Source organism: Nocardiopsis sp. RV163 (assembly GCF_001029525.1).
In the GTDB taxonomy this organism is placed as follows: Bacteria; Actinomycetota; Actinomycetes; order Streptosporangiales; family Streptosporangiaceae; genus Nocardiopsis; species Nocardiopsis dassonvillei.
Map to the genome: position 1 here is coordinate 1,807 of NZ_LEKI01000007.1, position 20,257 is coordinate 22,063.

Consider the following 20,257-nt stretch of genomic DNA (forward strand, 5'->3'; position numbering starts at 1 on the left):
AGAACGCGGCCGTGTCGTGCACCGGGATGCCCTCGGTGATGACCACGGCCAGCCCGATCCCGGCGTCCACGGCCTCGAAGACCGCCTCACGCGAGAACTTGGGCGGCACGAAGATGACGGTGACGTCGGCTCCGGTGGCGGCCATGCCCTCGGCCACCGAACCGAAGACGGGCACCTCGGTGCCGTCGAAGTCGACCTTCTGACCGGCCTTGCGGGGGTTGACCCCGCCCACGACCGTGGTGCCCGAGGCGAGCATGCGCCGGGTGTGCTTGGTGCCCTCAGAGCCCGTCATGCCCTGGACGAGTACCTTGCTGTCCTTGTTGAGGAAGATAGCCATGGTGTTTGTTTCCCCTACTTCGCCGCGAGCTCGGCGGCCTGAGCGGCGGCGCCGTCCATCGTGTCGACCTGTCGCACGGCCGGGTGGGCCCGCTTGGTGAGGATCTCGCGGCCCAACTCGGCGTTGTTGCCGTCCAGCCGCACGACCAGCGGCTTGCTGACGTCGTCGCCGCGGCTCTCGAGCAGCTCCAGGGCCTGGACGATGCCGTTGGCCACCGCGTCGCAGGCGGTGATGCCGCCGAAGACGTTGACGAACACGCTCTTGACCGAGGGGTCGCCCAGGATGATGTCCAGGCCGTTGGCCATGACCTCGGCCGAGGCGCCGCCGCCGATGTCCAGGAAGTTGGCGGGCTTGACGCCGCCGTGGGCCTCGCCGGCGTAGGCGACCACGTCCAGGGTGGACATGACCAGGCCCGCGCCGTTGCCGATGATGCCGACCTCGCCGTCGAGCTTGACGTAGTTGAGGCCCTTGGCCTTGGCGGCGACCTCCAGGGGGTCACCCTCCTCGGCGAAGGTGAGGCTCTCCAGGTCCTGGCGGAACTCGGCGTTCTCGTCCAGGGTGACCTTGCCGTCCAGGGCGACGACCCGGCCGTCCTTGGTCAGGATGAGCGGGTTCACCTCGACGAGGGTCGCGTCCTTGCCGACGAAGGCGTCCCACAGCTTGGTGACGACCTCGGCCGCGCCCTCGGCGGCGGCCTCGGGCAGCTTGCCCGCCTTGACGATCTCCGCCGCGATGCTGGCGGGAGCGCCGGTCAGGGCGTCGACCGGGAACTTGGCGACGGCGTCGGGGTTGGTCTCGGCGACCTCCTCGATGTCCACGCCGCCCTCGGCCGAGCAGATGGCCAGGAAGGTGCGGTTCGCGCGGTCCAGCAGGAAGGAGAAGTAGTACTCCTCCGCGATGTCGGAGGCCTCCTCGATGAGGACGCGGTGGACCGTGTGGCCCTTGATGTCCATGCCGAGGATCTGTTCGGCCTTGGCCTGGGCGTCCTCGGGGCCATCGGCGACCTTGACGCCGCCGGCCTTGCCGCGACCACCGGTCTTGACCTGCGCCTTGACGACGACGCGGGGCTTACCGGCGGCGGCGAACTCATCAGCGATGGCACGCGCCTCAGCGGCCGTGCTCGCCACCTTCCCCTGGGGTACGGGAACCCCGTACTCTGCGAAGAGTTGCTTCGCCTGGTATTCGAACAGGTCCACGAGGGTCCGTCCTTGTAACTCGCTGGCTCAGGATGTCTACCGGGGTGGCCTCGTCCGGATCGGCTGTGACCCACTGACACGTGTCACACGGGGCGCACGAGGCACAACCCCGCGGGCTGCGCCGCTTACAGAAGATCGAGATCGCCGCGGCGTTGCCACCCGCGACATGCGCAAAGCTTAGTCGCCCGAAATCCGGCCGCCAGACACCGGGGGCCGGGTTGACCGGCCCCGGCCCGTCCCAAAAGCCGCTCAGGCGGCGTCGCGGAAGCACCCGCATGGGAAAATATGTGACCAGGGACACGACATAACACCACGGGGGCGCCTTTCGCCCGGATACGCACCCCGCAACGGGTGCGACCAACATCACCCGGCGGAGGCGGGGCCGATCGGAACTCCGCTGGCGCGTGAGGGGCTCAGGCCGCGTGCGCCGGGCGGACGTTCTCCCGCACCCAGTCGGCGATCTCCGAAGTCGGAGCGCCCGGAGTGAAGATCTTGGCGACGCCCAGGCGTTCGAGCTCGGCGACGTCGGCGTCGGGGATGATCCCGCCGCCGAACACCCGGATGTCCTCCGCGCCGTTCTCCTTGAGCAGTTCCAGGACCCGGGAGAACATGGTCATGTGGGCGCCGGAGAGCACGGACAGGCCGATGGCGTCGGCGTCTTCCTGGAGCGCGGCCGCCACGATCATCTCGGGCGTCTGACGCAGGCCCGTGTAGATGACCTCGACCCCGGCGTCACGCAGCACGCGGGCCACGATCTTGACACCGCGGTCGTGCCCGTCCAGCCCCGGTTTGGCTACGACGATCCGTGCTGCGCCCTCGGCCATGGCAAACCCCTCACGAGTGTTCCCCCCGACCGCCCGGCCCTCCTTGTGGGAGGCCCCCGGGCGCGCGGGGACGAGACGATGAACTCGGATGAAGGGTAACGCAGGTCACTGTCGGGTGGCGGGTGCGGGGACGGGTATCGTCCGAACATGGGAGACGATGTCACCGAATTCGACCAGACCAGCACAGAGGACCTGCGGGACCGCGCCGTCGAACTGGCACGGCAGCGGTGGGACCTGCGCTTCTTCTGGCGGCTCCTCAGACTGATCCCGGCGGCCGAGGCGGCGGCGGGCAACGAGGAGGCCAGTGAGGCGAGCGTCGCCCAGTTGTCCGGTTTCGTGTACGAGGCGCTGTCCGCCGAGACCGACACGGGAGTCCAGGAGGCGTTGCGCCCGGTGTACGTGCAGTACCTCCTCGACCACGGTGAGACCGCCGAGGACGTGGCCGAGGACGGGGACGGGGACGCCGGGGCCACCTGAGCCCCTCGTAGGCGGCGGCCATCCGGACCGGTGAGCCCGCGGGGTCGTCCGTCCCGGAGGCGGCGGGCCCCTCCGCACCGGAGCCGGGGAGCACGCGCGTCGATGTCCGAAAACCGCCAGCTTCGGTGTGGCGTGTCGGCGAACATGGATGGCGTGATGGACGATGACCAGCGCTACCGCGCCGTACACAGCAGGGACGCCCGCTTCGACGGCGTCTTCTACACAGCCGTGCGCACCACGGGTATCTACTGCCGTCCGAGCTGCCCGGCCGTCACCCCCAAACGCGCCAACGTCCGCTTCTTCCCGACCGCCGCGGCCGCCCAGGAGTCGGGGTTCCGCGCCTGCAAGCGGTGCCGCCCCGACCTGACCCCCGGCTCGCCGGAGTGGAACCTGAGGGCTGACGTGGTCGGCCGCGCGATGCGCCTCATCCAGGACGGCGCCGTGGACCGGGGCGGCGTCAGCGCCCTGGCCTCGGCGGTCGGCTACAGCGAACGCCAGCTCAACCGGCTGCTGTCGGCCGAGGTGGGCGCGGGGCCGCTGGCCCTGGCCCGGACCGAGCGCGCGCAGACGGCGCGGGTGCTGGTGGAGACCACGGACATGCCGATGGCGGACGTCGCCTTCGCCGCGGGGTTCGCGAGTGTGCGCCAGTTCAACGAGACGATGCGCGCGGTGTTCGGCCGCTCCCCCACAGGGATGCGGGCCATGGGCGGTAGGCGTGCGTCGGCCGGCGCGGGGACGGGTCCGGGGGGCGCCGGCGCTCCGGTCACCGAGCCGGGGACGGTCACGCTGCGGCTGCCCTACCGGGAGCCGATCGACCTTGCCGGGATGCTGAGTTTCCTCGGAGACCGCGCGGTGCCGGGCGTGGAGGAGTACCGGGACGGGGTCTACCGCAGGACGCTGGTGCTGGCGCACGGCCCCGCCGTGGTGGAGCTGTCCGAGGGGGCCGGAACCGGCGGAGGTCACGTGCTGTGCCGTCTGCGGCTGTCGGAGGCGCGCGACCTGACCAGTGCCGTGCGCAGGTGCCGCAGGCTGCTCGACTTGGACGCCGATCCGGGTGCGGTGGCCGAGGCACTGGGCGGCGACCCCCTCCTGGGACCGATCGTGGCCGCCCACCCGGGGCTGCGGTCGCCGGGGCACGTGGACCCGGCCGAACTGGCGGTCCGGGCGGTCCTCGGCCAACAGGTGTCGGTGCGCGCGGCCCGCACGCTGGCGGGACGGCTGGTGGAGCGGTTCGGCGAACCGCTCGCCCCGGGCCTGGAGGCGCCGGGAGGGGGACTCACCCACGTGTTCCCCTCCCCTGACGCGCTCGCCGCCGCCGACCCGGCCGGTTTCTCCATCCCGGTCGCGCGGGGACGCGCCCTGGCTGGGCTGTGCGAGGCGGTCGCCTCGCAGTGGATCGATCTGGGGCCCGGGTGCGACCGGGACGAGGTCGAACGGCGTCTGGTGGAGCTGCGCGGCATCGGTCCCTGGACCGCCGGTTACGTGCGCATGCGGGGTCTGGGCGATCCGGACGTGTTCCTGCACGGCGACCTGGGCGTGCGGATGGCGCTGGAGGCGGGGGGCAGGCGGGCGACCCCCGCGGCCGCCGCGCGCGGGGCCAGGGGGTGGAGCCCGTGGCGGTCCTACGCCAACCACGCGCTGTGGGCGTCGTTGGCCGACAGGGAGCGGGGGAGCACGGCCGTTCGGGCAGCGGTGGTCGCACCGGAGGGCGTACGGGGTGTTTCGAGGCAACGTCGGGAACGGAAGGAATCGGCATGAGCACACGGCAGGCACAGGCGGTCGGCGGACCGGGGCAGGAGGAACAGGGCATGCTGGCGTTCGATTTGGAGCCGAAGGCGCCCCCGAGGGTGGCGGCGGTGGAGTTCCGCGCTCCCTTGCCCGGTCCGACGCGGTACACGACGATGCCGTCACCGGTGGGCGATCTGACCCTGTTCGGTGACGGCGCGGCTCTGGCCGGCGTGCTCACCCCGGCCAAGGACGGGCGGACGCGGATGGTCCCGCAGGACTGGGTGGCCGATCACGAGCCGTTCGCCGACGCCGAGAAGCAGTTGAAGGAGTACTTCGCTGGCGAACTGCGCGAGTTCTCCCTGCCGCTGGCCCCAGTGGGGACCGACTGGCAGTTGAAGGTGTGGGCGGCGTTGACGGCCATCCCCTTCGGAGAGACCGCGAGCTACGGCCAGTTGGCGGAGGAGCTGGGGAGGCCGACCGCCTCCCGGGCCGTGGGCACGGCCAACGGTCGCAACCCGATCAGCATCATCGTGCCGTGCCACCGCGTGATCGGTGCGAACGGTTCGCTCACCGGGTACGCGGGCGGCCTGGAGCGCAAGGAGTTCCTCTTGGGCCTGGAGGGCAGGGTCGCGGGCATCCGCTGATCTGGTGAGGTAGCCGTCGGCCCCGTTCCCGGGTGCGGGAGCGGGGCCTTCAACTGTGAGCGGCACCTGCGGTGGCACTGCGTGAAATGCCGCTCTTGCACCCCTTGTCGGGGTGCGGACTCGTCATTACTCTTCGGTAACTGTGTGCTCTCACCCCTGCGCGCACGGTACCGATGACTCCACCCCACAAGGAGAAGAGTTGCCACCCCCTGCCACCCCCGGTCTCCGTTCCCCGGTGTCCAGAACCCGCCCCCTGAGCGTCGCAGCCGTGGCCGTCACGGCCTCTGCCGTCCTGGCCGTCACCGCCTCCACCGCCCACGCCCAACCGATCACGGCGCAAACTCCGCTCACCTCTGCTGACAACGTCGAGATCACCGTCGACAGCGGTACGGCCGAAGCCCTCCCGGGCGGGTCTGCCGCCGCGTCCGCCGAGGACGTCCTGGCCGAATCGGTGGTCGCCGACGTCCTGCGTGAACGGAATTCGTCCCTCGGCGCGCTCTCCCGCCAGGAGCGCGACGTGCGGGTCGACGTCCGCGAGGCCGCCGACGGCGCGGCGTTCGGCGTAGCCATCGTGACCGCGCCCATGAACGTGGACGAGAGCCCCTACGCCTGGCTGTTCGCCGCCGACTACGAGGGGTCCGCGTGGACGGTGGGGTTGGAGGGGACCGAGGAGTTCTCGTCCATCCTGGCCGACTCCGCGCTGCTGGAGGAGGAGGAACGGGAGACCGTCGCGGCCTCGACGGACCCCTCCGGAGTCTCCACCAGCAGCTACACCGGTGTCGGCCTGCCGTTCGCCATCGGCTCTTCGATGATCATGACGGGAGGACCGCACGGCAACAGCGGCGGCCGTCCCTACAGCTCGGTGGATTTCGCGGGCGGCAGCGGCCAGGCCCGCGCGGCCCGCGGCGGCTACGCCTACAGCCTGTGCACCGGCTGGACGCGGGTGATCCACGACAACGGGTACTCCACGGACTACTACCACCTGGAGAACTACCAGTGGCTGCCCGGCAACAACGTCGGGGTCGGCCACTATCTGGGCACCCAGGGCAACAGCCTCTGCGCCGGCGGCTCGACGACCGGTGCGCACATCCACTTCTCACTGCGGGGGTACAGCGACCCCAACGCCGCCGGCTGGTACGTCGCCCTGCACGGCAGGACCCTGGGCGGCTGGACCTTCGTGGAGGGCGCCGCCTACGGCGGCTACGCCTACCGCAACGGTGTCGGAACCGTCTATCCGGGCGGCTCGATGTACAACTACGGGTTCTAGGCGCCCACTGATTTCACAAGCGCACATGTAAGCTCGTAAAAAAGGGGGGGTCAGGGGCCGCCCGCAGGCACCCCTCCCCCCACACAAAAAAAGAGGGGCCGCCCACAGGCGACCCCCCCAAGAAAAACCGTGGCAGCGACCTACTCTCCCACCCCACCACAGGGCAGTACCATCAGCGCAAAGAGACTTAACGACCGGGTTCGGAAAGAGACCGGGTGTGACCCTCCAGCAATAACCACCACGGAAACCACACACCACCCACCCAACTCCACCCACCCCACAAGGCAGGGAATCACAGCGAGCAGCAAACTCCGTGAACAACGTGCGCGAACATCCAATTATCTGCAGCGGACAAGCCCTCGGCCTATTAGTACCGGTCAGCTCCACCCCTCACAGGGCTTCCACACCCGGCCTATCAACCCCATCGTCTATAGGGAGCCTTACCCCCTCAAGGAGGCAGGAGACCTCATCTCGAAGCAAGCTTCCCGCTTAGATGCTTTCAGCGGTTATCCCTCCCGAACGTAGCCAACCAGCCATGCCCTTGGCAGGACAACTGGCACACCAGAGGTTCGTCCGTCCCGGTCCTCTCGTACTAGGGACAGCCCTTCTCAAGTCTCCAACGCGCACAGCGGATAGGGACCGAACTGTCTCACGACGTTCTAAACCCAGCTCGCGTGCCGCTTTAATGGGCGAACAGCCCAACCCTTGGGACCAACTCCAGCCCCAGGATGCGACGAGCCGACATCGAGGTGCCAAACCATCCCGTCGATATGGACTCTTGGGGAAGATCAGCCTGTTATCCCCGGGGTACCTTTTAGCCGTTGAGCGACACCGCTTCCACACGCCGGTGCCGGATCACTAGTCCCAGCTTTCGCTCCTGCTCGACACGTCCGTCTCACAGTCAAGCTCCCTTGTGCACTTACACTCAACACCTGATTACCAACCAGGCTGAGGGAACCTTTGGGCGCCTCCGTTACTCTTTGGGAGGCAACCGCCCCAGTTAAACTACCCACCAGACACTGTCCCCGAACCGGATCACGGTCCAAAGTTAGATGCCCGAAACAGTCAGAGTGGTATTTCACCAACGCCTCCACCGCCACTAGCGTGACAGCTTCACCGGCTCCCACCTATCCTACACAAACCATCCCAAACACCAATGTCAAGCTATAGTGAAGGTCCCGGGGTCTTTCCGTCCTGCTGCGCGAAACGAGCATCTTTACTCGTAGTGCAATTTCACCGGGCCCATGGTTGAGACAGTGGGGAAGTCGTTACGCCATTCGTGCAGGTCGGAACTTACCCGACAAGGAATTTCGCTACCTTAGGATGGTTATAGTTACCACCGCCGTTTACTGGCGCTTAGATTCCCAGCTTCGCAGGGGCGAACCCCCACTAACCAGTCCTCTTAACGTTCCAGCACCGGGCAGGCGTCAGTCCGTATACAGCGTCTTACGACTTCGCACGGACCTGTGTTTTTAATAAACAGTCGCTTCCCCCCGCTATCTGCGACCCCACCCAGCTCAGGATGCAAGATCCATCACCAGACAGGGCTCCCCTTCTCCCAAAGTTACGGGGACAATTTGCCGAGTTCCTTAACCATGGTTCACCCGAACGCCTCGGTATTCTCTACCTGACCACCTGCGTCGGTTTAGGGTACTGGCCACACACGAACTCGCTAGAGGCTTTTCTCGACAGCATGGGATCACTCACTTCACCAAAAACGGCTCGGCATCACGTCTCAGCCTCCATGGTGTGCGGATTTGCCAACACACCGGCCTACACGCTTACCCCCGGACAACCACCGCCGGGTAGAGCTACCCTCCTGCGTCACCCCATCACTTACCTACTACAAGCTCGGTTCCCAGACCAGTTCACCGGCAGCTCCCGAAGGAACCACCAAGAACCAGCGTGGTTAGCATCACCTGATTCAGTACTGGACGCTCGTGCACGGGTACGGGAATATCAACCCGTTATCCATCGACTACGCCTGTCGGCCTCGCCTTAGGTCCAGACTCACCCTGGGCGGATTAACCTGCCCCAGGAACCCTTAGTCAATCGGCGGCAACGTTTCTCACGTTGCTTTCGCTACTCATGCCTGCATTCTCACTCGCACGCCCTCCACCACACGATCACTCGGCAGCTTCACCGGACGCACGACGCTCCCCTACCAACCCAAGAATCTAGTCTTGAGCTTCACAGCTTCGGCGGTGTGCTTTAGCCCCGCTACATTATCGGCGCAGAACCACTTGACCAGTGAGCTATTACGCACTCTTTAAAGGATGGCTGCTTCTAAGCCAACCTCCTGGTTGTCTCAGCAACTCCACAACCTTTCCCACTTAGCACACGCTTAGGGGCCTTAGCTGATGATCTGGGCTGTTTCCCTCTCGACTACGAAGCTTATCCCCCGCAGTCTCACTGCCGCGCTTCACTTCACCGGCATTCGGAGTTTGTCTGACGTCAGTAACCTTGTCGGGCCCATCAGCCAAACAGTAGCTCTACCTCCAGCAAGAAACACGCGACGCTGCACCTAAATGCATTTCGGGGAGAACCAGCTATCACGGAGTTTGATTGGCCTTTCACCCCTACCCACACCTCATCCCCCAGGTTTTCAACCCTGGTGGGTTCGGGCCTCCACGAGGTCTTACCCCCGCTTCACCCTGGACATGGGTAGATCACTCCGCTTCGGGTCCACAGCATGCGACTCAAATCGCCCTATTCAGACTCGGTTTCCCTACGGCTACCCCACCCGGGTTAACCTCGCCACACACCATGACTCGCAGGCTCATTCTTCAAAAGGCACGCCATCACCAAAGACAAGCTTCAGCTCTGACGGCTTGACAGCACACGGTTTCAGGTACTATTTCACGACCCCTCACCGGGGCACTTTTCACCTTTCCCTCACGGTACTAGTGCACTATCGGTCACCAGGACGTATTTTGGCTTAGCAGGTGGTCCTGCCAGATTCACACGGACTTTCACGGGCTCCGCGCTACTCGGGAATACGTCCAACACCTAGGTTCTTCCTACACCTACGGGACTCTCACCCACTCCGGTACCGCTTCCCAACGGTTTCAGCTACAAGAACCACTCAGCGCTCTGAGTCGGCAGACCCAGACAGACGCATCCCACAACCCCGCAAACGCAACGACTGCCGTCTATCACACGCCTACGGTTTAGCCTCTTCCCCGTTCGCTCACCACTACTAGGAGAATCACTGTTGTTTACTCTTCCTACGGGTACTGAGATGTTTCACTTCCCCGCGTCACCACCAACCACCCTATACATTCAGGTGGCGGCAACCCGACACAACTCGGGCTAGGTTTCCCCATTCGGACACCCACGGATCACAGCTCGGTTGACAGCTCCCCGTGGCCTATCGCGGCCTCCCACGTCCTTCATCGGCGCCTGGTGCCAAGGCATCCACCGTGTGCCACTATCACTTGGCCACTACAGATAATAAGATGCTCGCGCACACTATTCACAAATCAAAACACCAACCGCACACCCCGACACCACACCGGCCACCAGGATCCTCGTCCTGACGACAACCGGGAGTTCTCGAAGGCGGTCCGCGGGAACCAACACCCACTCCACAACGGAGCGGAGGTTGTTTCCTCAGACACCCAACAGCGCGCCCCCGGACGCTTCTAGTCGCCCGAGGTCAAGTTCGATTCATCTTCAGCCACTCCCGAACAGCCTGCACCCGAAGGTGCTGCATACTGCCGGGTCCACTTTCGAGTCCGGCCGGCTGTAGAAGTAACGCCGACCTGTCAAGACTCCTTAGAAAGGAGGTGATCCAGCCGCACCTTCCGGTACGGCTACCTTGTTACGACTTCGTCCCAATCGCCAGCCCCACCTTCACTCACTCCCTCCCACAAGGGGTTAGGCCGCAAGTTTCGGGTGTTGCCGACTTTCATGACGTGACGGGCGGTGTGTACAAGGCCCGGGAACGTATTCACCGCGGCGTTGCTGATCCGCGATTACTAGCGACTCCACCTTCATGGGGTCGAGTTGCAGACCCCAATCCGAACTGAGACCGGCTTTTAGGGATTCGCTCCACCTTACGGTATCGCACGCCCATTGTACCGGCCATTGTAGCATGTTTGCAGCCCAAGACATAAGGGGCATGATGACTTGACGTCATCCCCACCTTCCTCCGAGTTGACCCCGGCAGTCTCCCATGAGTCCCCACCATTACGTGCTGGCAACATGGAACAAGGGTTGCGCTCGTTGCGGGACTTAACCCAACATCTCACGACACGAGCTGACGACAGCCATGCACCACCTGTCACCCGCCAACTAAATGACCTCACATCTCTGCGAGTCCACGGGTGATGTCAAACCTTGGTAAGGTTCTTCGCGTTGCGTCGAATTAAGCAACATGCTCCGCCGCTTGTGCGGGCCCCCGTCAATTCCTTTGAGTTTTAGCCTTGCGGCCGTACTCCCCAGGCGGGGCGCTTAATGCGTTAGCTACGGCGCGGAAACCGTGGAAAGTCCCCACACCTAGCGCCCAACGTTTACGGCATGGACTACCAGGGTATCTAATCCTGTTCGCTCCCCATGCTTTCGCTCCTCAGCGTCAGGTAAGGCCCAGAGACCCGCCTTCGCCACCGGTGTTCCTCCTGATATCTGCGCATTTCACCGCTACACCAGGAATTCCAGTCTCCCCTACCTACCTCTAGCATGCCCGTATCCACTGCAGAACCGGAGTTAAGCCCCGGTCTTTCACAGCAGACGCGACACGCCGCCTACGAGCTCTTTACGCCCAATAATTCCGGACAACGCTCGGACCCTACGTATTACCGCGGCTGCTGGCACGTAGTTAGCCGGTCCTTATTCCCCACCTACCGTCAACCCCCAGAGAACTGGGAGCCTGCGTTGGTGGTAAAAGAGGTTTACAACCCGAAGGCCGTCATCCCCCACGCGGCGTCGCTGCGTCAGGCTTTCGCCCATTGCGCAATATTCCCCACTGCTGCCTCCCGCAGGAGTCTGGGCCGTGTCTCAGTCCCAGTGTGGCCGGTCGCCCTCTCAGGCCGGCTACCCGTAATCGCCTTGGTAGGCCGTTACCCCACCAACAAGCTGATAGGCCGCGAGCCCATCCCTGACCGAAAAACTTTCCACCCTCCACCATGAGGTGGCGGGTCGTATCCGGTATTAGACGGCGTTTCCACCGCTTATCCCGGAGTCAGGGGCAGGTTGCTCACGTGTTACTCACCCGTTCGCCGCTCGTGTACCCCGAAGGGCCTTACCGCTCGACTTGCATGTGTTAAGCACGCCGCCAGCGTTCGTCCTGAGCCAGGATCAAACTCTCCATAAAGGTCACTCAACCCGACCCGGCCGTGCGGCCTGGGCGGGTAAACCTAGAAGTAATCCTGACCAACCGGGTCACCCCGGCTAATCAAAGGAACCTCCGCACACGAACCGGATGGTTCTGTGTGACGGGGCCAAAACAAACATGGCTTAAAGAAAATCAAACACGCGCTGTTGAGTTCTCAAGAAACAACCGCTCTTCGTGTACAAGCTGCTGTGAGCTTTTCCGCCGAAGGCGTTGTGCGTTTCCGCTTTGTTGTGTCTTTACTTTATCAGGTGTTCCGCGCCCCGCCAAATCGGCGGTTTGTGGTGTTCCCGTTCGGGGTAAAGCCCGTTTCCTGTTCCGCTTCCGTGTTTCCTTGGAAGCGCCTCCGAGTTTACCCGCACCGAAGCAGTGCTCGGAACGGTTATCCGCGGAGGAAGGAGGGGTATCCGGCACGCCCGCAGAAAATCGCGTTCGTTTCGCTCGGAAGGGTGTCGCAACCCCTCGCGGCCCTGAGCCGTCCGGTGGCGACTCGGAGTACATTACCCGCGCCCCGGGGGTCTGGCAACTCGAAGTTAGCGTGTCCCGGGTCACACTAGTTGAGCAGTGTGCCGGAACCGGTTCCCGGGGCGGCGTAGAGCCACTCCACCTCCAGCTCGACGGCCGCGACCGTGGCCGGCGGATAGGCGACCGGGTTCCCGAGGAAGGCACCGGCCAACTGGGCCACCGTCGGGTTGTGCGCGACGACCAGGACCGTCCCCGCGTCGGGATCCGCCTGGTTCACCAGCTCCAGGAGTGTGTCCACCCCCGCCGAGTACGCCGCCTCGGAGTAGTCCACCTCCGGGCGGACCCCCGGTTCCATGGCCCCGAGCACACCGTCCAGCGTCTGCCGCGTCCGCCTGGCCGCGGAGCAGATGACGTGGTCGGGCACGTACCCCCGCTCGGCGAGCAGGCGGCCGACCGCCTCGGCCTGACTCCGGCCCCGGTCGGTGAGACCGCGTTCGAAGTCCTCGAAGCCGTTCTCGGCCTGGGCGTGCCGCATCAGCAGCAGCCTCCGCGCGCCGCTCACGGGGACACCGCCGTAGCGACGACGGAGAGGGCCGCGATGAACGCCACCATGACTCCCACGATGACGAACAGTCCCTTCATCCCGGACACCGGGAACCACCCCTTCGCTCGCTCGGCTGTGTTCCCAGGTTAGGCCCCGCCCGAATACGGGCGCGGCCGCCCGGGGGATACCCGGGCGGCCGCGGAGGTCGGTGCTCCCTCCTACTTCCCCTCTCCGGCGCGGGCCTCCTCCTTGCGGTCGTCGGCGCCGTCGGCGGTGTCCCCGCCGACACCGCCGTCCCCGGCCGCGGAGACCCCATCCTTCGGCGGGGCCCCTCCACCGGTCTCCGGTGCGCCCTTGGGCGCGGACCGGCCGCCGGTCTCGGCGAGGTCGGTCTCGGTGCCTCCCCCGCGGCGCTTGGACCACAGGATCGCGCCGACGAGCACGGCGACGGCCGCCACAGCGATCCCCGCCCGCAGGACGACGTTGTCGGCGTAGATCACCACGCTGGGCGCCACGATCAGGGCCACGAGGTTCATCACCTTGAGCAGGGGGTTGATGGCGGGTCCCGCGGTGTCCTTGAAGGGGTCGCCGACCGTGTCGCCGATGACCGTGGCGGCGTGGGCCTCCGAGCCCTTGCCGCCGTGGTGGCCGTCCTCGACCAGCTTCTTGGCGTTGTCCCAGGCGCCTCCCGAGTTGGAGAGGAAGACGGCCATGAGCACGCCCGCGGCGATGGCGCCGCCCAGGAAGGCGCCCAGCGGGGCGTAGCCGAGGGCGAAGCCGACCGCGATCGGCGCGAGGACGGCCAGCAGGCCCGGCGTCACCAGCTCCCGCAGCGAGTCCTTGGTGCAGATGTCGACCACGCGCGCGTACTCGGGCTTCTCCGTGCCGTCCATGATCCCCGGGCGGGTGCGGAACTGGTCGCGCACCTCCATGACCACGCGGCCCGCGGCCCGGCCGACCGCCATGATGGCGAGCCCGGAGAAGAAGAACACCACGCTGGCGCCGATGATGACGCCGACGAGCACGTCGGGCTGGTCCAGTGAGAGCGAGAACGCCTCGTCGGCGTCGCCGAGCTGGGCCTGCACGGAGGTGCGGAAGGCGCCGAAGAGCGCGGTCGCGGCCAGGACCGCGGTCGCGATCGCGATGCCCTTGGTGATGGCCTTGGTGGTGTTGCCGACGGCGTCGAGCCCGGTGAGGATCTCCGCGCCCGGGCCCTCCACGTCGCCGGACATCTCCGCGATGCCCTGGGCGTTGTCGGAGACCGGCCCGAAGGTGTCCATCGCCACGATGATTCCGACGGTGGTGAGCAGGCCGGTTCCGGCGAGGGCGACGGCGAACAGGCTCAGGGTGATGGAGCCGCCCCCGAGCAGGAACGCGGCGTAGACCGCTCCAGCGATGAGGAGGGCGGAGTAGACGGCCGACTCCAGGCCGACGGAGATGCCGGAGAGGATGACGGTCGCCGCGCCGGTCTCGGAGCTGTCGCCGATCTCGCGGACGGGGCGCCGGTCGGTCTCGGTGAAGTAGCCGGTGAGCAGTTGGATGGCGGCGGCGAGCACGAGGCCGATGAGGACCGCCACGACCGCGAGGATCCTGGGGTCCGGGTTGGTCCCGGCCTCCTCGATCTCGGCCAGGACCTGCGGGCTGACTCCGGAGAGCTGGTCGAAGCTGGAGGGCAGGTACCAGAAGGCGGTGCCGACGACGAGCACGGCGGAGATCGCCGCGGAGATGAAGAACCCGCGGTTGATCGCCGACATCGCCGTCTTGTCCCTGGCGCGGGGGGCGACCAGGAAGATGCCGACGATGGCGGTGAGCACGCCGATCATGGGGACGAGGAGCGGGAACACGAGTCCCTCGGTGCCGAAGGCGACGCGGCCGAGGATCAGTGAGGCGACGAGCACGACCGCGTAGGACTCGAACAGGTCCGCGGCCATGCCGGCGCAGTCGCCCACGTTGTCGCCGACGTTGTCGGCGATGGTGGCCGCGTTGCGGGGGTCGTCCTCGGGGATGCCCTGCTCGACCTTGCCGACGAGGTCGGCGCCGACGTCGGCGGCCTTAGTGAAGATGCCGCCGCCCACGCGCATGAACATGGCGAGGAGGGCCGCGCCGAAGCCGAAGCCCTCCAGGACGATGGGGGCGTCGCCCCGGTAGAGGAGGACGACGACGGCCGCGCCGAACAGGCCGAGGCCGACGGTGATCATGCCCGCCACTCCGCCGGTCCGGAAGGCGATGCGCATGGCGGTGCGGTTGGAGGCGTCGTCACCGCCCCGGGCGGCCGCGGCGACCCGGACGTTGCCGCGCACTGCGAGCCACATGCCGATGAATCCGGTCGCCGCCGACAGCAGGGCGCCGAGGGCGAAGAAGACCGAACGGCCGATCGCGATGGCCCACGAGTCGGCGGGGAGCAGGAGCAGCAGGAGCGGGATGAGGACGACGAAGACCGCGAGGGTGCGGAACTGTCGTTTGAGGTAGGCCGCCGCTCCTTCCTGCACCGCGAGCGCGATGCCGCGCATTCGCTCTGTGCCCTGCCCTGCGGCGAGGACCTCACGTACCAGCACGCCCGCGACGGCGAGTGCCAGAAGGGCCACCACCATGACGATGATGACGAGGGTGAAGTCGGTGCCTGCCAGTGATAGGGCCATGCCGCCTTCAGCGGCGAGGTTGAGCCCAGACAATCCGTCCTCCTTGAGACGGGCACGACCTTTTCGGCCCCGTCCACGGGAGAACGCGCGGAACGGCTCGCCCTGTGGGCGCCGGTCCTCGCGGCCGTGGACGTACCGCCGTCCGGAAGGAGCCTGAGCTGGCTCGACGGCACGCTTGGCGGGGTCGAAGCGGTGCCACCTTTGGTTGTGGTGCGTACCGCCCGTGCCGCGTGTTCACGGGCGGTGATCCGGGGAGTCTACGCACGGCGACAAAGAAAGGTGAGAGCCGAGACCGCCATTCCTCAAGAAAATCCGAAGATGTGATCTTCCGGTGATCTCAGGAGAAGGATAAAGGTCTTTTTCAGTGATATGCAGCTTATATAACATCTCATAATGCTGTAATGCTATGTTAACGCTAAAGCGCGCATAAGCCCACAAAAAGGGAATGGGCCCCGCAGGTCACGCGGACCTCACTGGTCACAGGAGGTGCTGGTGCCACAGGGCCCTACGAGGGACCCGCCGCCGGTCTGCGGCGGGAGTCGCGGGCGGCCGCGCCGACGCCCGCCCGGCTCCGGCCGCGTCAGCCGGAGAACGGACTGTTCGGCGGCTACCCGCCGAGCAGCCGCATCCCCGAAGGGTCGATCCCGTCACCCGAACGGGCGCGCCCGGCGTCGAGGTCGTCGGCCAGGGCACGGGCGAACGCCGCCACCCCCGCCACGTCCACCCCGTGGGGGGCGTCCGGTCCGAACGGCTCCACGCGGTCCGCGCCCCGCCTCAGCAGTCGTGCCGCGCCGACCATGTTGCCCCGCTGCGCGTGGGTGACCCCCACCGCTGTCTGGGCGAGGCCGCGCCACAGCTCCCGCTCGGGTCCGGGCGCGGACTTCCACACCGCTTCGAGGACTTCGTGGGCGGTGAAAGCGTATCCGCCGTCGAGCAGCCGCTGGGCCTCCTCCAGGCCTTCCTCCGCGGAGAACTCGGCGTCGTCGGGTACCCGCTCCACCTCGCCCCTGCTCCCGTGCGGCATCGGGCGTCCGTACCGGTCCCGGGGGCGCTGGTTCTGCGCCTGCCCGGTCTCGTTGCGGTCCCGCCCGCCTCCGCGGCCCCCGGACTCCCGGTGCCCGCCCGCGGTCTGCGTCGCCATCAGTACCCCACCGCCGTTCCCCCTCGCCTGCGAGGACTCCGTCCGCCTCCCCGTCGAGACCTCCGCGAGCCACTCGACGAGCGCGCGGGAGACCTCCTCCGGCCGTTCCTCGTGCGGGAAGTGCCCCGCGCCGTGAACCTGCCTCCAACGGTAGGCCCCCGCCACCAGACCCCGTGAGGCGCGTGCCGGTCCGGGCGGGCACACCGGGTCCAGGGACCCGTGGAGCTGGAGGACGGGGACGCGCACGGGGGCACGGCGCATCCGCGCGTTGTAGCGGAGTCCGTCCGTGCGCCAGCGCGACCGGAAGATCCAGCGGTGGCTCTCCAGGGAGCAGTGGGAGACCTTGGGGACGGCGAAGGCGCGGCGGTAGTGCTCCTCGGCCTCGGTGTCGGGCCAGCCGGGGCCCGACCACGCCCGGAGCAGGTCGCCCACGCGTTCGCACCCGTCGCTCAGGAGCCGGTGCTCGGGGAGGACCGGCAGTTGCGCCCTGAGCATGTGGCGGACGCCGGGGCCGCCGGAGGCCAGGACGCGGGCCGCGCGCAGCGGGTGCGGCGACGACACCGCTGCCAAGGCGCGCACCGCGCCGGGATGGTAGGCGGTCATCGTCCAGGCTACGAGGCCGCCCAGTCCGTGCCCGACCACGGCCGCGTCCCGCGAGCCGAGGGCGCGGACCAGTCCGGCGGCGTCCTGGGCGAGGGTGACTAGGTCGTAGCCGCGCGGGGTCTTGTCGCTGGCGCCGTATCCGCGCAGGTCCGCGGCGACCGCGCGGTAACCGGCGTCGGCGAGCGCGGTCAGTTGGGCGCGCCAGGCCCACCAGAACTGAGGGAAGCCGTGGAGGAGGAGCACCAGCGGCCCGTCACCGGCCTCGGCGACGTGGAACCGGGCTCCCGCCGCGCTGACGGTCCTGTGGGTCCAGGGGCCGTCGACGTAGGCGGCCGAGTCGTCCAACAACGCGCGGGCCTACCGGGTCGCGGGAGCGGACGCCTCGGCGGTCTCGACGGCGTTCGAGGGCGGGCGGATGTCGCCGCGCAGGATGCCGGCGAAGCGCGAGGTGGTCAGCGCGGTGCGCTGGAGGCCCTCCCGCTTGCGCAGGGTGGCGATCGCGTACAGCCCGACGGCCGCGGCGAGCAGCAGGTAGACGAGGGTGACGATGCCGAAGCTGGCCCAGCCGGGGAGCCCGGCGACCTCGTACAGGACGAAGGCCCCGGTCACCGAGAGGAGGATGACGAAGATGTGGGCGAGGACCCCGACCACGGCGAAACCGGCGACGCCCTTACCGATCTTGGCCGCGTCGGCCTTGGCCTCCAGCTTGGCCAGCTTGATCTCCAGGCTGACCAGCCGGGAGATGTTGCCCGTGGCGTCTGAGACCAGTTCGCTGATCGAACGGTCGGTGTCCCTGGTGGCGCCAGGTTCACCGGTACCCGGCTTCTCCGCCATCGTGGGGCTTCCCTTCTCTCGGTCCGAACGCACGGATGATCCTCCGCATCCTCGCACATACCCCGTCTCGGACGTCTCTCACGGCACGCACAACGGCGCCGCCGCCTTCGGTCGCACGGGCGGCGGGCGCGGCGGCCACGGGCCCGCGGACCGGAGGACGCGGGGAGACGGTGAACGGCGCCCCGGCCCGGGGCGCCGTTCACCGCTGGGCGAGGGGCCGCGTCGGCCCCTGGGGTCAGTCCTCCCGCTTGGCGGAGGGCAGCTGCTTGGCGATGACCTCCATGATCGAGGAGTCGGTGAGCGTGGAGGTGTCGCCGACGGCCCGGTTCTCGGCGATGTCGCGCAGCAGGCGCCGCATGATCTTGCCCGAGCGGGTCTTGGGCAGCTCGGGCACCGCCAGGAGGCGGGCGGGCTTGGCGATCGGTCCGAGCGAGGTGCCGACGTGGTTGCGCAGCTCCTGGACCAGGTCCTCGGGTACCTCCTCCTCACCGCCGCGCAGGATCACGAAGCCGACGATGGCCTGGCCGGTGACCTTGTCGGTGGCGCCGACGACCGCGGCCTCCGCCACGCGCGGGTGGGAGACCAGCGCGGACTCGACCTCGGTGGTGGAGATGTTGTGGCCGGAGACGAGCATGACGTCGTCCACGCGGCCCAGCAGCCACAGGTCGCCGTCCGCGTCCTTCTTGGCGCCGTCACCGGGGAAGTACAGGCCCTCGAAGCGCGACCAGTAGGTGTCCTTGTAGCGCTGGGGGTCGCCCCAGATCCCGCGGAGCATGGACGGCCACGGTTCGCGGATGACGATGAAGCCGCCCTCGCCGTCGGGGACGGACTCGCCCTGCTCGTCCACGACGTCGGCGACGATGCCGGGGATGGCCCGCATGGCCGCGCCGGGCTTGCCGGAGGTCACGCCCGGCAGGGGGCTGACCATGACGGCGCCGGTCTCGGTCTGCCACCAGGTGTCCACGACCGGGGTGCGGTCACCGCCGATGTTCTTGCGGTACCAGACGTAGGCCTCGGGGTTGATGGGCTCGCCCACCGAGCCGATGACGCGCAGGCTGGACAGGTCGAACTTGGCGGGGATGTCGTCCCCCCACTTCATGAAGGTGCGGATCGCCGTGGGGGCCATGTAGGCGATGGTGACCTTGTACTTCTCGATGATCTCCCAGAAGCGGCCCTTGTGCGGGGTGTCCGGGGTGCCCTCGTAAAGGACGGTGGTGGCCGCGTTGGCGAGCGGGCCGTAGACGATGTAGGAGTGGCCGGTGACCCAGCCGATGTCGGCGGCGCACCAGTAGACGTCGGTCTCGGGCTTGAGGTCGAAGACCGCCCAGTGGGTGTAGGCGACCTGGGTGAGGTAGCCGCCGGTGGTGTGCAGGATGCCCTTGGGCTTGGCCGTGGTACCGCTGGTGTACATGATGTACAGCGGGTCCTCGGCGTCGTGCGCCTCGGGCGTGTGCTCGGTGCTCTGGGACTCCACGGCGTCGTGCCACCACACGTCGCGGTCGGTCCACTCGACGTCCTGGCCGGTGCGGCGGACGACGAGGACGTTCTCGACCGCGGGGCGGTCGGCGACGGCGGCGTCCACGGCGGGCTTGAGGGCGCTGGCCTTGCCGCGGCGGTAGCCGCCGTCGGCGGTGACCACGAGCTTGGCCTGGCTGTCGTCGAGGCGCTGGCCCAGGGCGTCCACGGAGAAGCCGCCGAAAACGACCATGTGGACGGCGCCGAGCCGGGCGCAGGCGAGCATGGCCACCACGGTCTCGGGGATCATCGGCATGTAGATGGCGACGCGGTCGCCCTTGCGCACGCCGAGTCCGGTCATGGCGTTGGCCGCCTGGGAGACCAGGTCCTTGAGCTCGGCGTAGGTGATGGTGCGGGTGTCGCCGGGCTCGCCCTCCCAGTGGTAGGCGACCCGGTCGCCCAGGCCGTTGGCCACGTGGCGGTCCACGCAGTTGACGGAGGCGTTGATCTTCCCCCCGACGAACCACTTGGCGAAGGGCGGGTTCCACTCCAGGGCGGTGTCCCAGGGCTGTTCCCACTGGAGCCTGCGGGCCTGCTCCTCCCAGAAGCCGAGACGGTCCTCTTCGGCCCTGGCGTAGGCGTCGGCCTTGACGTTGGCGTCGGCGGCGAGCGCCTCCGGGGGAGGGAAGCTGCGCGTCTCGTGGAGAAGGTTGGACAGTGTCTCCTGGCTCGCGGGAGTGCTGTCGGCCACTGTGATTCTCCTTACGTAGG

General features: G+C 67.4%; 11 protein-coding genes, 3 rRNA genes and 2 pseudogenes. 4 read left to right on the top strand and 12 right to left on the bottom strand.

Annotated elements, in window-relative coordinates; translation table 11 throughout:
• From ABD54_RS02400 to ABD54_RS02410, 3 genes and pseudogenes are all read right to left on the bottom strand, one after another.
• Positions 1–337, bottom strand: a pseudogene (locus tag ABD54_RS02400) (succinate--CoA ligase subunit alpha); the annotation flags it as partial.
• Positions 338–351: 14 nt separating this feature from the next.
• The gene (sucC, locus tag ABD54_RS02405; RefSeq protein ID WP_047867793.1) at positions 352–1,533 is read right to left on the bottom strand and encodes an ADP-forming succinate--CoA ligase subunit beta; all 1,182 of its coding nucleotides are present in this window, start codon (positions 1,531–1,533) and stop codon (positions 352–354) included.
• 413 nt (positions 1,534–1,946) lie between these two features.
• Complete coding sequence (locus tag ABD54_RS02410) at positions 1,947–2,357, bottom strand: cobalamin B12-binding domain-containing protein (protein ID WP_047867794.1); 411 nt, start codon at positions 2,355–2,357, stop codon at positions 1,947–1,949.
• A 147-nt stretch (positions 2,358–2,504) separates the two neighbouring features.
• Here ABD54_RS02410 and ABD54_RS02415 point away from each other — a divergent pair, with 147 nt between their 5' ends.
• From ABD54_RS02415 to ABD54_RS02430, 4 genes are all read left to right on the top strand, one after another.
• A complete protein-coding gene (locus ABD54_RS02415) occupies positions 2,505–2,834 on the top strand; it encodes a hypothetical protein (RefSeq protein WP_047867795.1) in 330 nt (109 codons plus the stop codon).
• A 156-nt stretch (positions 2,835–2,990) separates the two neighbouring features.
• Positions 2,991–4,592, top strand: a complete 1,602-nt coding sequence (locus ABD54_RS02420) for an AlkA N-terminal domain-containing protein (protein WP_152691974.1) — start codon at positions 2,991–2,993, stop codon at positions 4,590–4,592.
• Positions 4,589–5,206: a methylated-DNA--[protein]-cysteine S-methyltransferase gene (locus ABD54_RS02425; RefSeq protein WP_047867797.1), complete on the top strand. Its 618-nt coding sequence runs from the start codon at positions 4,589–4,591 to the stop codon at positions 5,204–5,206. Before ABD54_RS02420 ends, ABD54_RS02425 begins: the two co-directional genes overlap by 4 nt.
• A gap of 199 nt (positions 5,207–5,405) precedes the next feature.
• Positions 5,406–6,473 (top strand): M23 family metallopeptidase, encoded by a 1,068-nt coding sequence (locus ABD54_RS02430; protein ID WP_082166643.1) that lies wholly within the window; start codon positions 5,406–5,408, stop codon positions 6,471–6,473.
• 127 nt (positions 6,474–6,600) lie between these two features.
• Here ABD54_RS02430 and rrf read toward each other — a convergent pair.
• The 9 genes and pseudogenes from rrf to acs all read right to left on the bottom strand — a co-directional run bounded on the left by rrf (position 6,601) and on the right by acs (position 20,237).
• A 5S ribosomal RNA gene (gene rrf, locus ABD54_RS02435) occupies positions 6,601–6,716 on the bottom strand.
• Between the two features lie 103 nt (positions 6,717–6,819).
• Positions 6,820–9,917, bottom strand: a 23S ribosomal RNA gene (locus ABD54_RS02440).
• A 337-nt stretch (positions 9,918–10,254) separates the two neighbouring features.
• A 16S ribosomal RNA gene (locus ABD54_RS02445) occupies positions 10,255–11,787 on the bottom strand.
• The 16S, 23S and 5S rRNA genes sit together here, the layout of an rRNA operon.
• A gap of 571 nt (positions 11,788–12,358) precedes the next feature.
• A complete protein-coding gene (locus tag ABD54_RS02450; protein WP_082166644.1) occupies positions 12,359–12,832 on the bottom strand; it encodes a histidine phosphatase family protein in 474 nt (157 codons plus the stop codon).
• A gap of 200 nt (positions 12,833–13,032) precedes the next feature.
• On the bottom strand, positions 13,033–15,453 hold the full coding sequence (locus ABD54_RS02455) for a sodium-translocating pyrophosphatase (protein ID WP_047867800.1): 2,421 nt from the start codon (positions 15,451–15,453) through the stop codon (positions 13,033–13,035).
• A gap of 607 nt (positions 15,454–16,060) precedes the next feature.
• Positions 16,061–16,594, bottom strand: a complete 534-nt coding sequence (locus ABD54_RS28745; RefSeq protein ID WP_235431946.1) for a DUF309 domain-containing protein — start codon at positions 16,592–16,594, stop codon at positions 16,061–16,063.
• Between the two features lie 96 nt (positions 16,595–16,690).
• Positions 16,691–17,440 (bottom strand): annotated as a pseudogene (locus tag ABD54_RS28750) (alpha/beta fold hydrolase); the annotation flags it as partial.
• 114 nt (positions 17,441–17,554) lie between these two features.
• Entirely contained in the window at positions 17,555–18,031 is a 477-nt protein-coding gene (locus tag ABD54_RS02465) for a phage holin family protein (RefSeq protein ID WP_047867802.1), read from the bottom strand.
• A 235-nt stretch (positions 18,032–18,266) separates the two neighbouring features.
• Positions 18,267–20,237 carry an acetate--CoA ligase gene (acs, locus tag ABD54_RS02470; RefSeq protein ID WP_047867803.1) on the bottom strand — a complete coding sequence of 657 codons (1,971 nt, stop codon included), beginning with the start codon at positions 20,235–20,237 and terminating at the stop codon, positions 18,267–18,269.
• Between the last annotated feature and the right edge of the window lie 20 nt (positions 20,238–20,257).

Bases quoted from the DNA above. Each gene is read 5' to 3' on its own strand.
- ABD54_RS02425 (WP_047867797.1), top strand. From the start codon at position 4,589: ATGAGCACACGGCAGGCACAGGCGGTCGGCGGACCGGGGCAGGAGGAA.
- ABD54_RS02455 (WP_047867800.1), bottom strand. From the start codon at position 15,453: ATGGCCCTATCACTGGCAGGCACCGACTTCACCCTCGTCATCATCGTC.
- ABD54_RS02420 (WP_152691974.1), top strand. From the start codon at position 2,991: ATGGACGATGACCAGCGCTACCGCGCCGTACACAGCAGGGACGCCCGC.
- ABD54_RS02415 (WP_047867795.1), top strand. From the start codon at position 2,505: ATGGGAGACGATGTCACCGAATTCGACCAGACCAGCACAGAGGACCTG.
- ABD54_RS02410 (WP_047867794.1), bottom strand. From the start codon at position 2,357: ATGGCCGAGGGCGCAGCACGGATCGTCGTAGCCAAACCGGGGCTGGAC.
- ABD54_RS02465 (WP_047867802.1), bottom strand. From the start codon at position 18,031: ATGGCGGAGAAGCCGGGTACCGGTGAACCTGGCGCCACCAGGGACACC.
- ABD54_RS28745 (WP_235431946.1), bottom strand. From the start codon at position 16,594: ATGGCGACGCAGACCGCGGGCGGGCACCGGGAGTCCGGGGGCCGCGGA.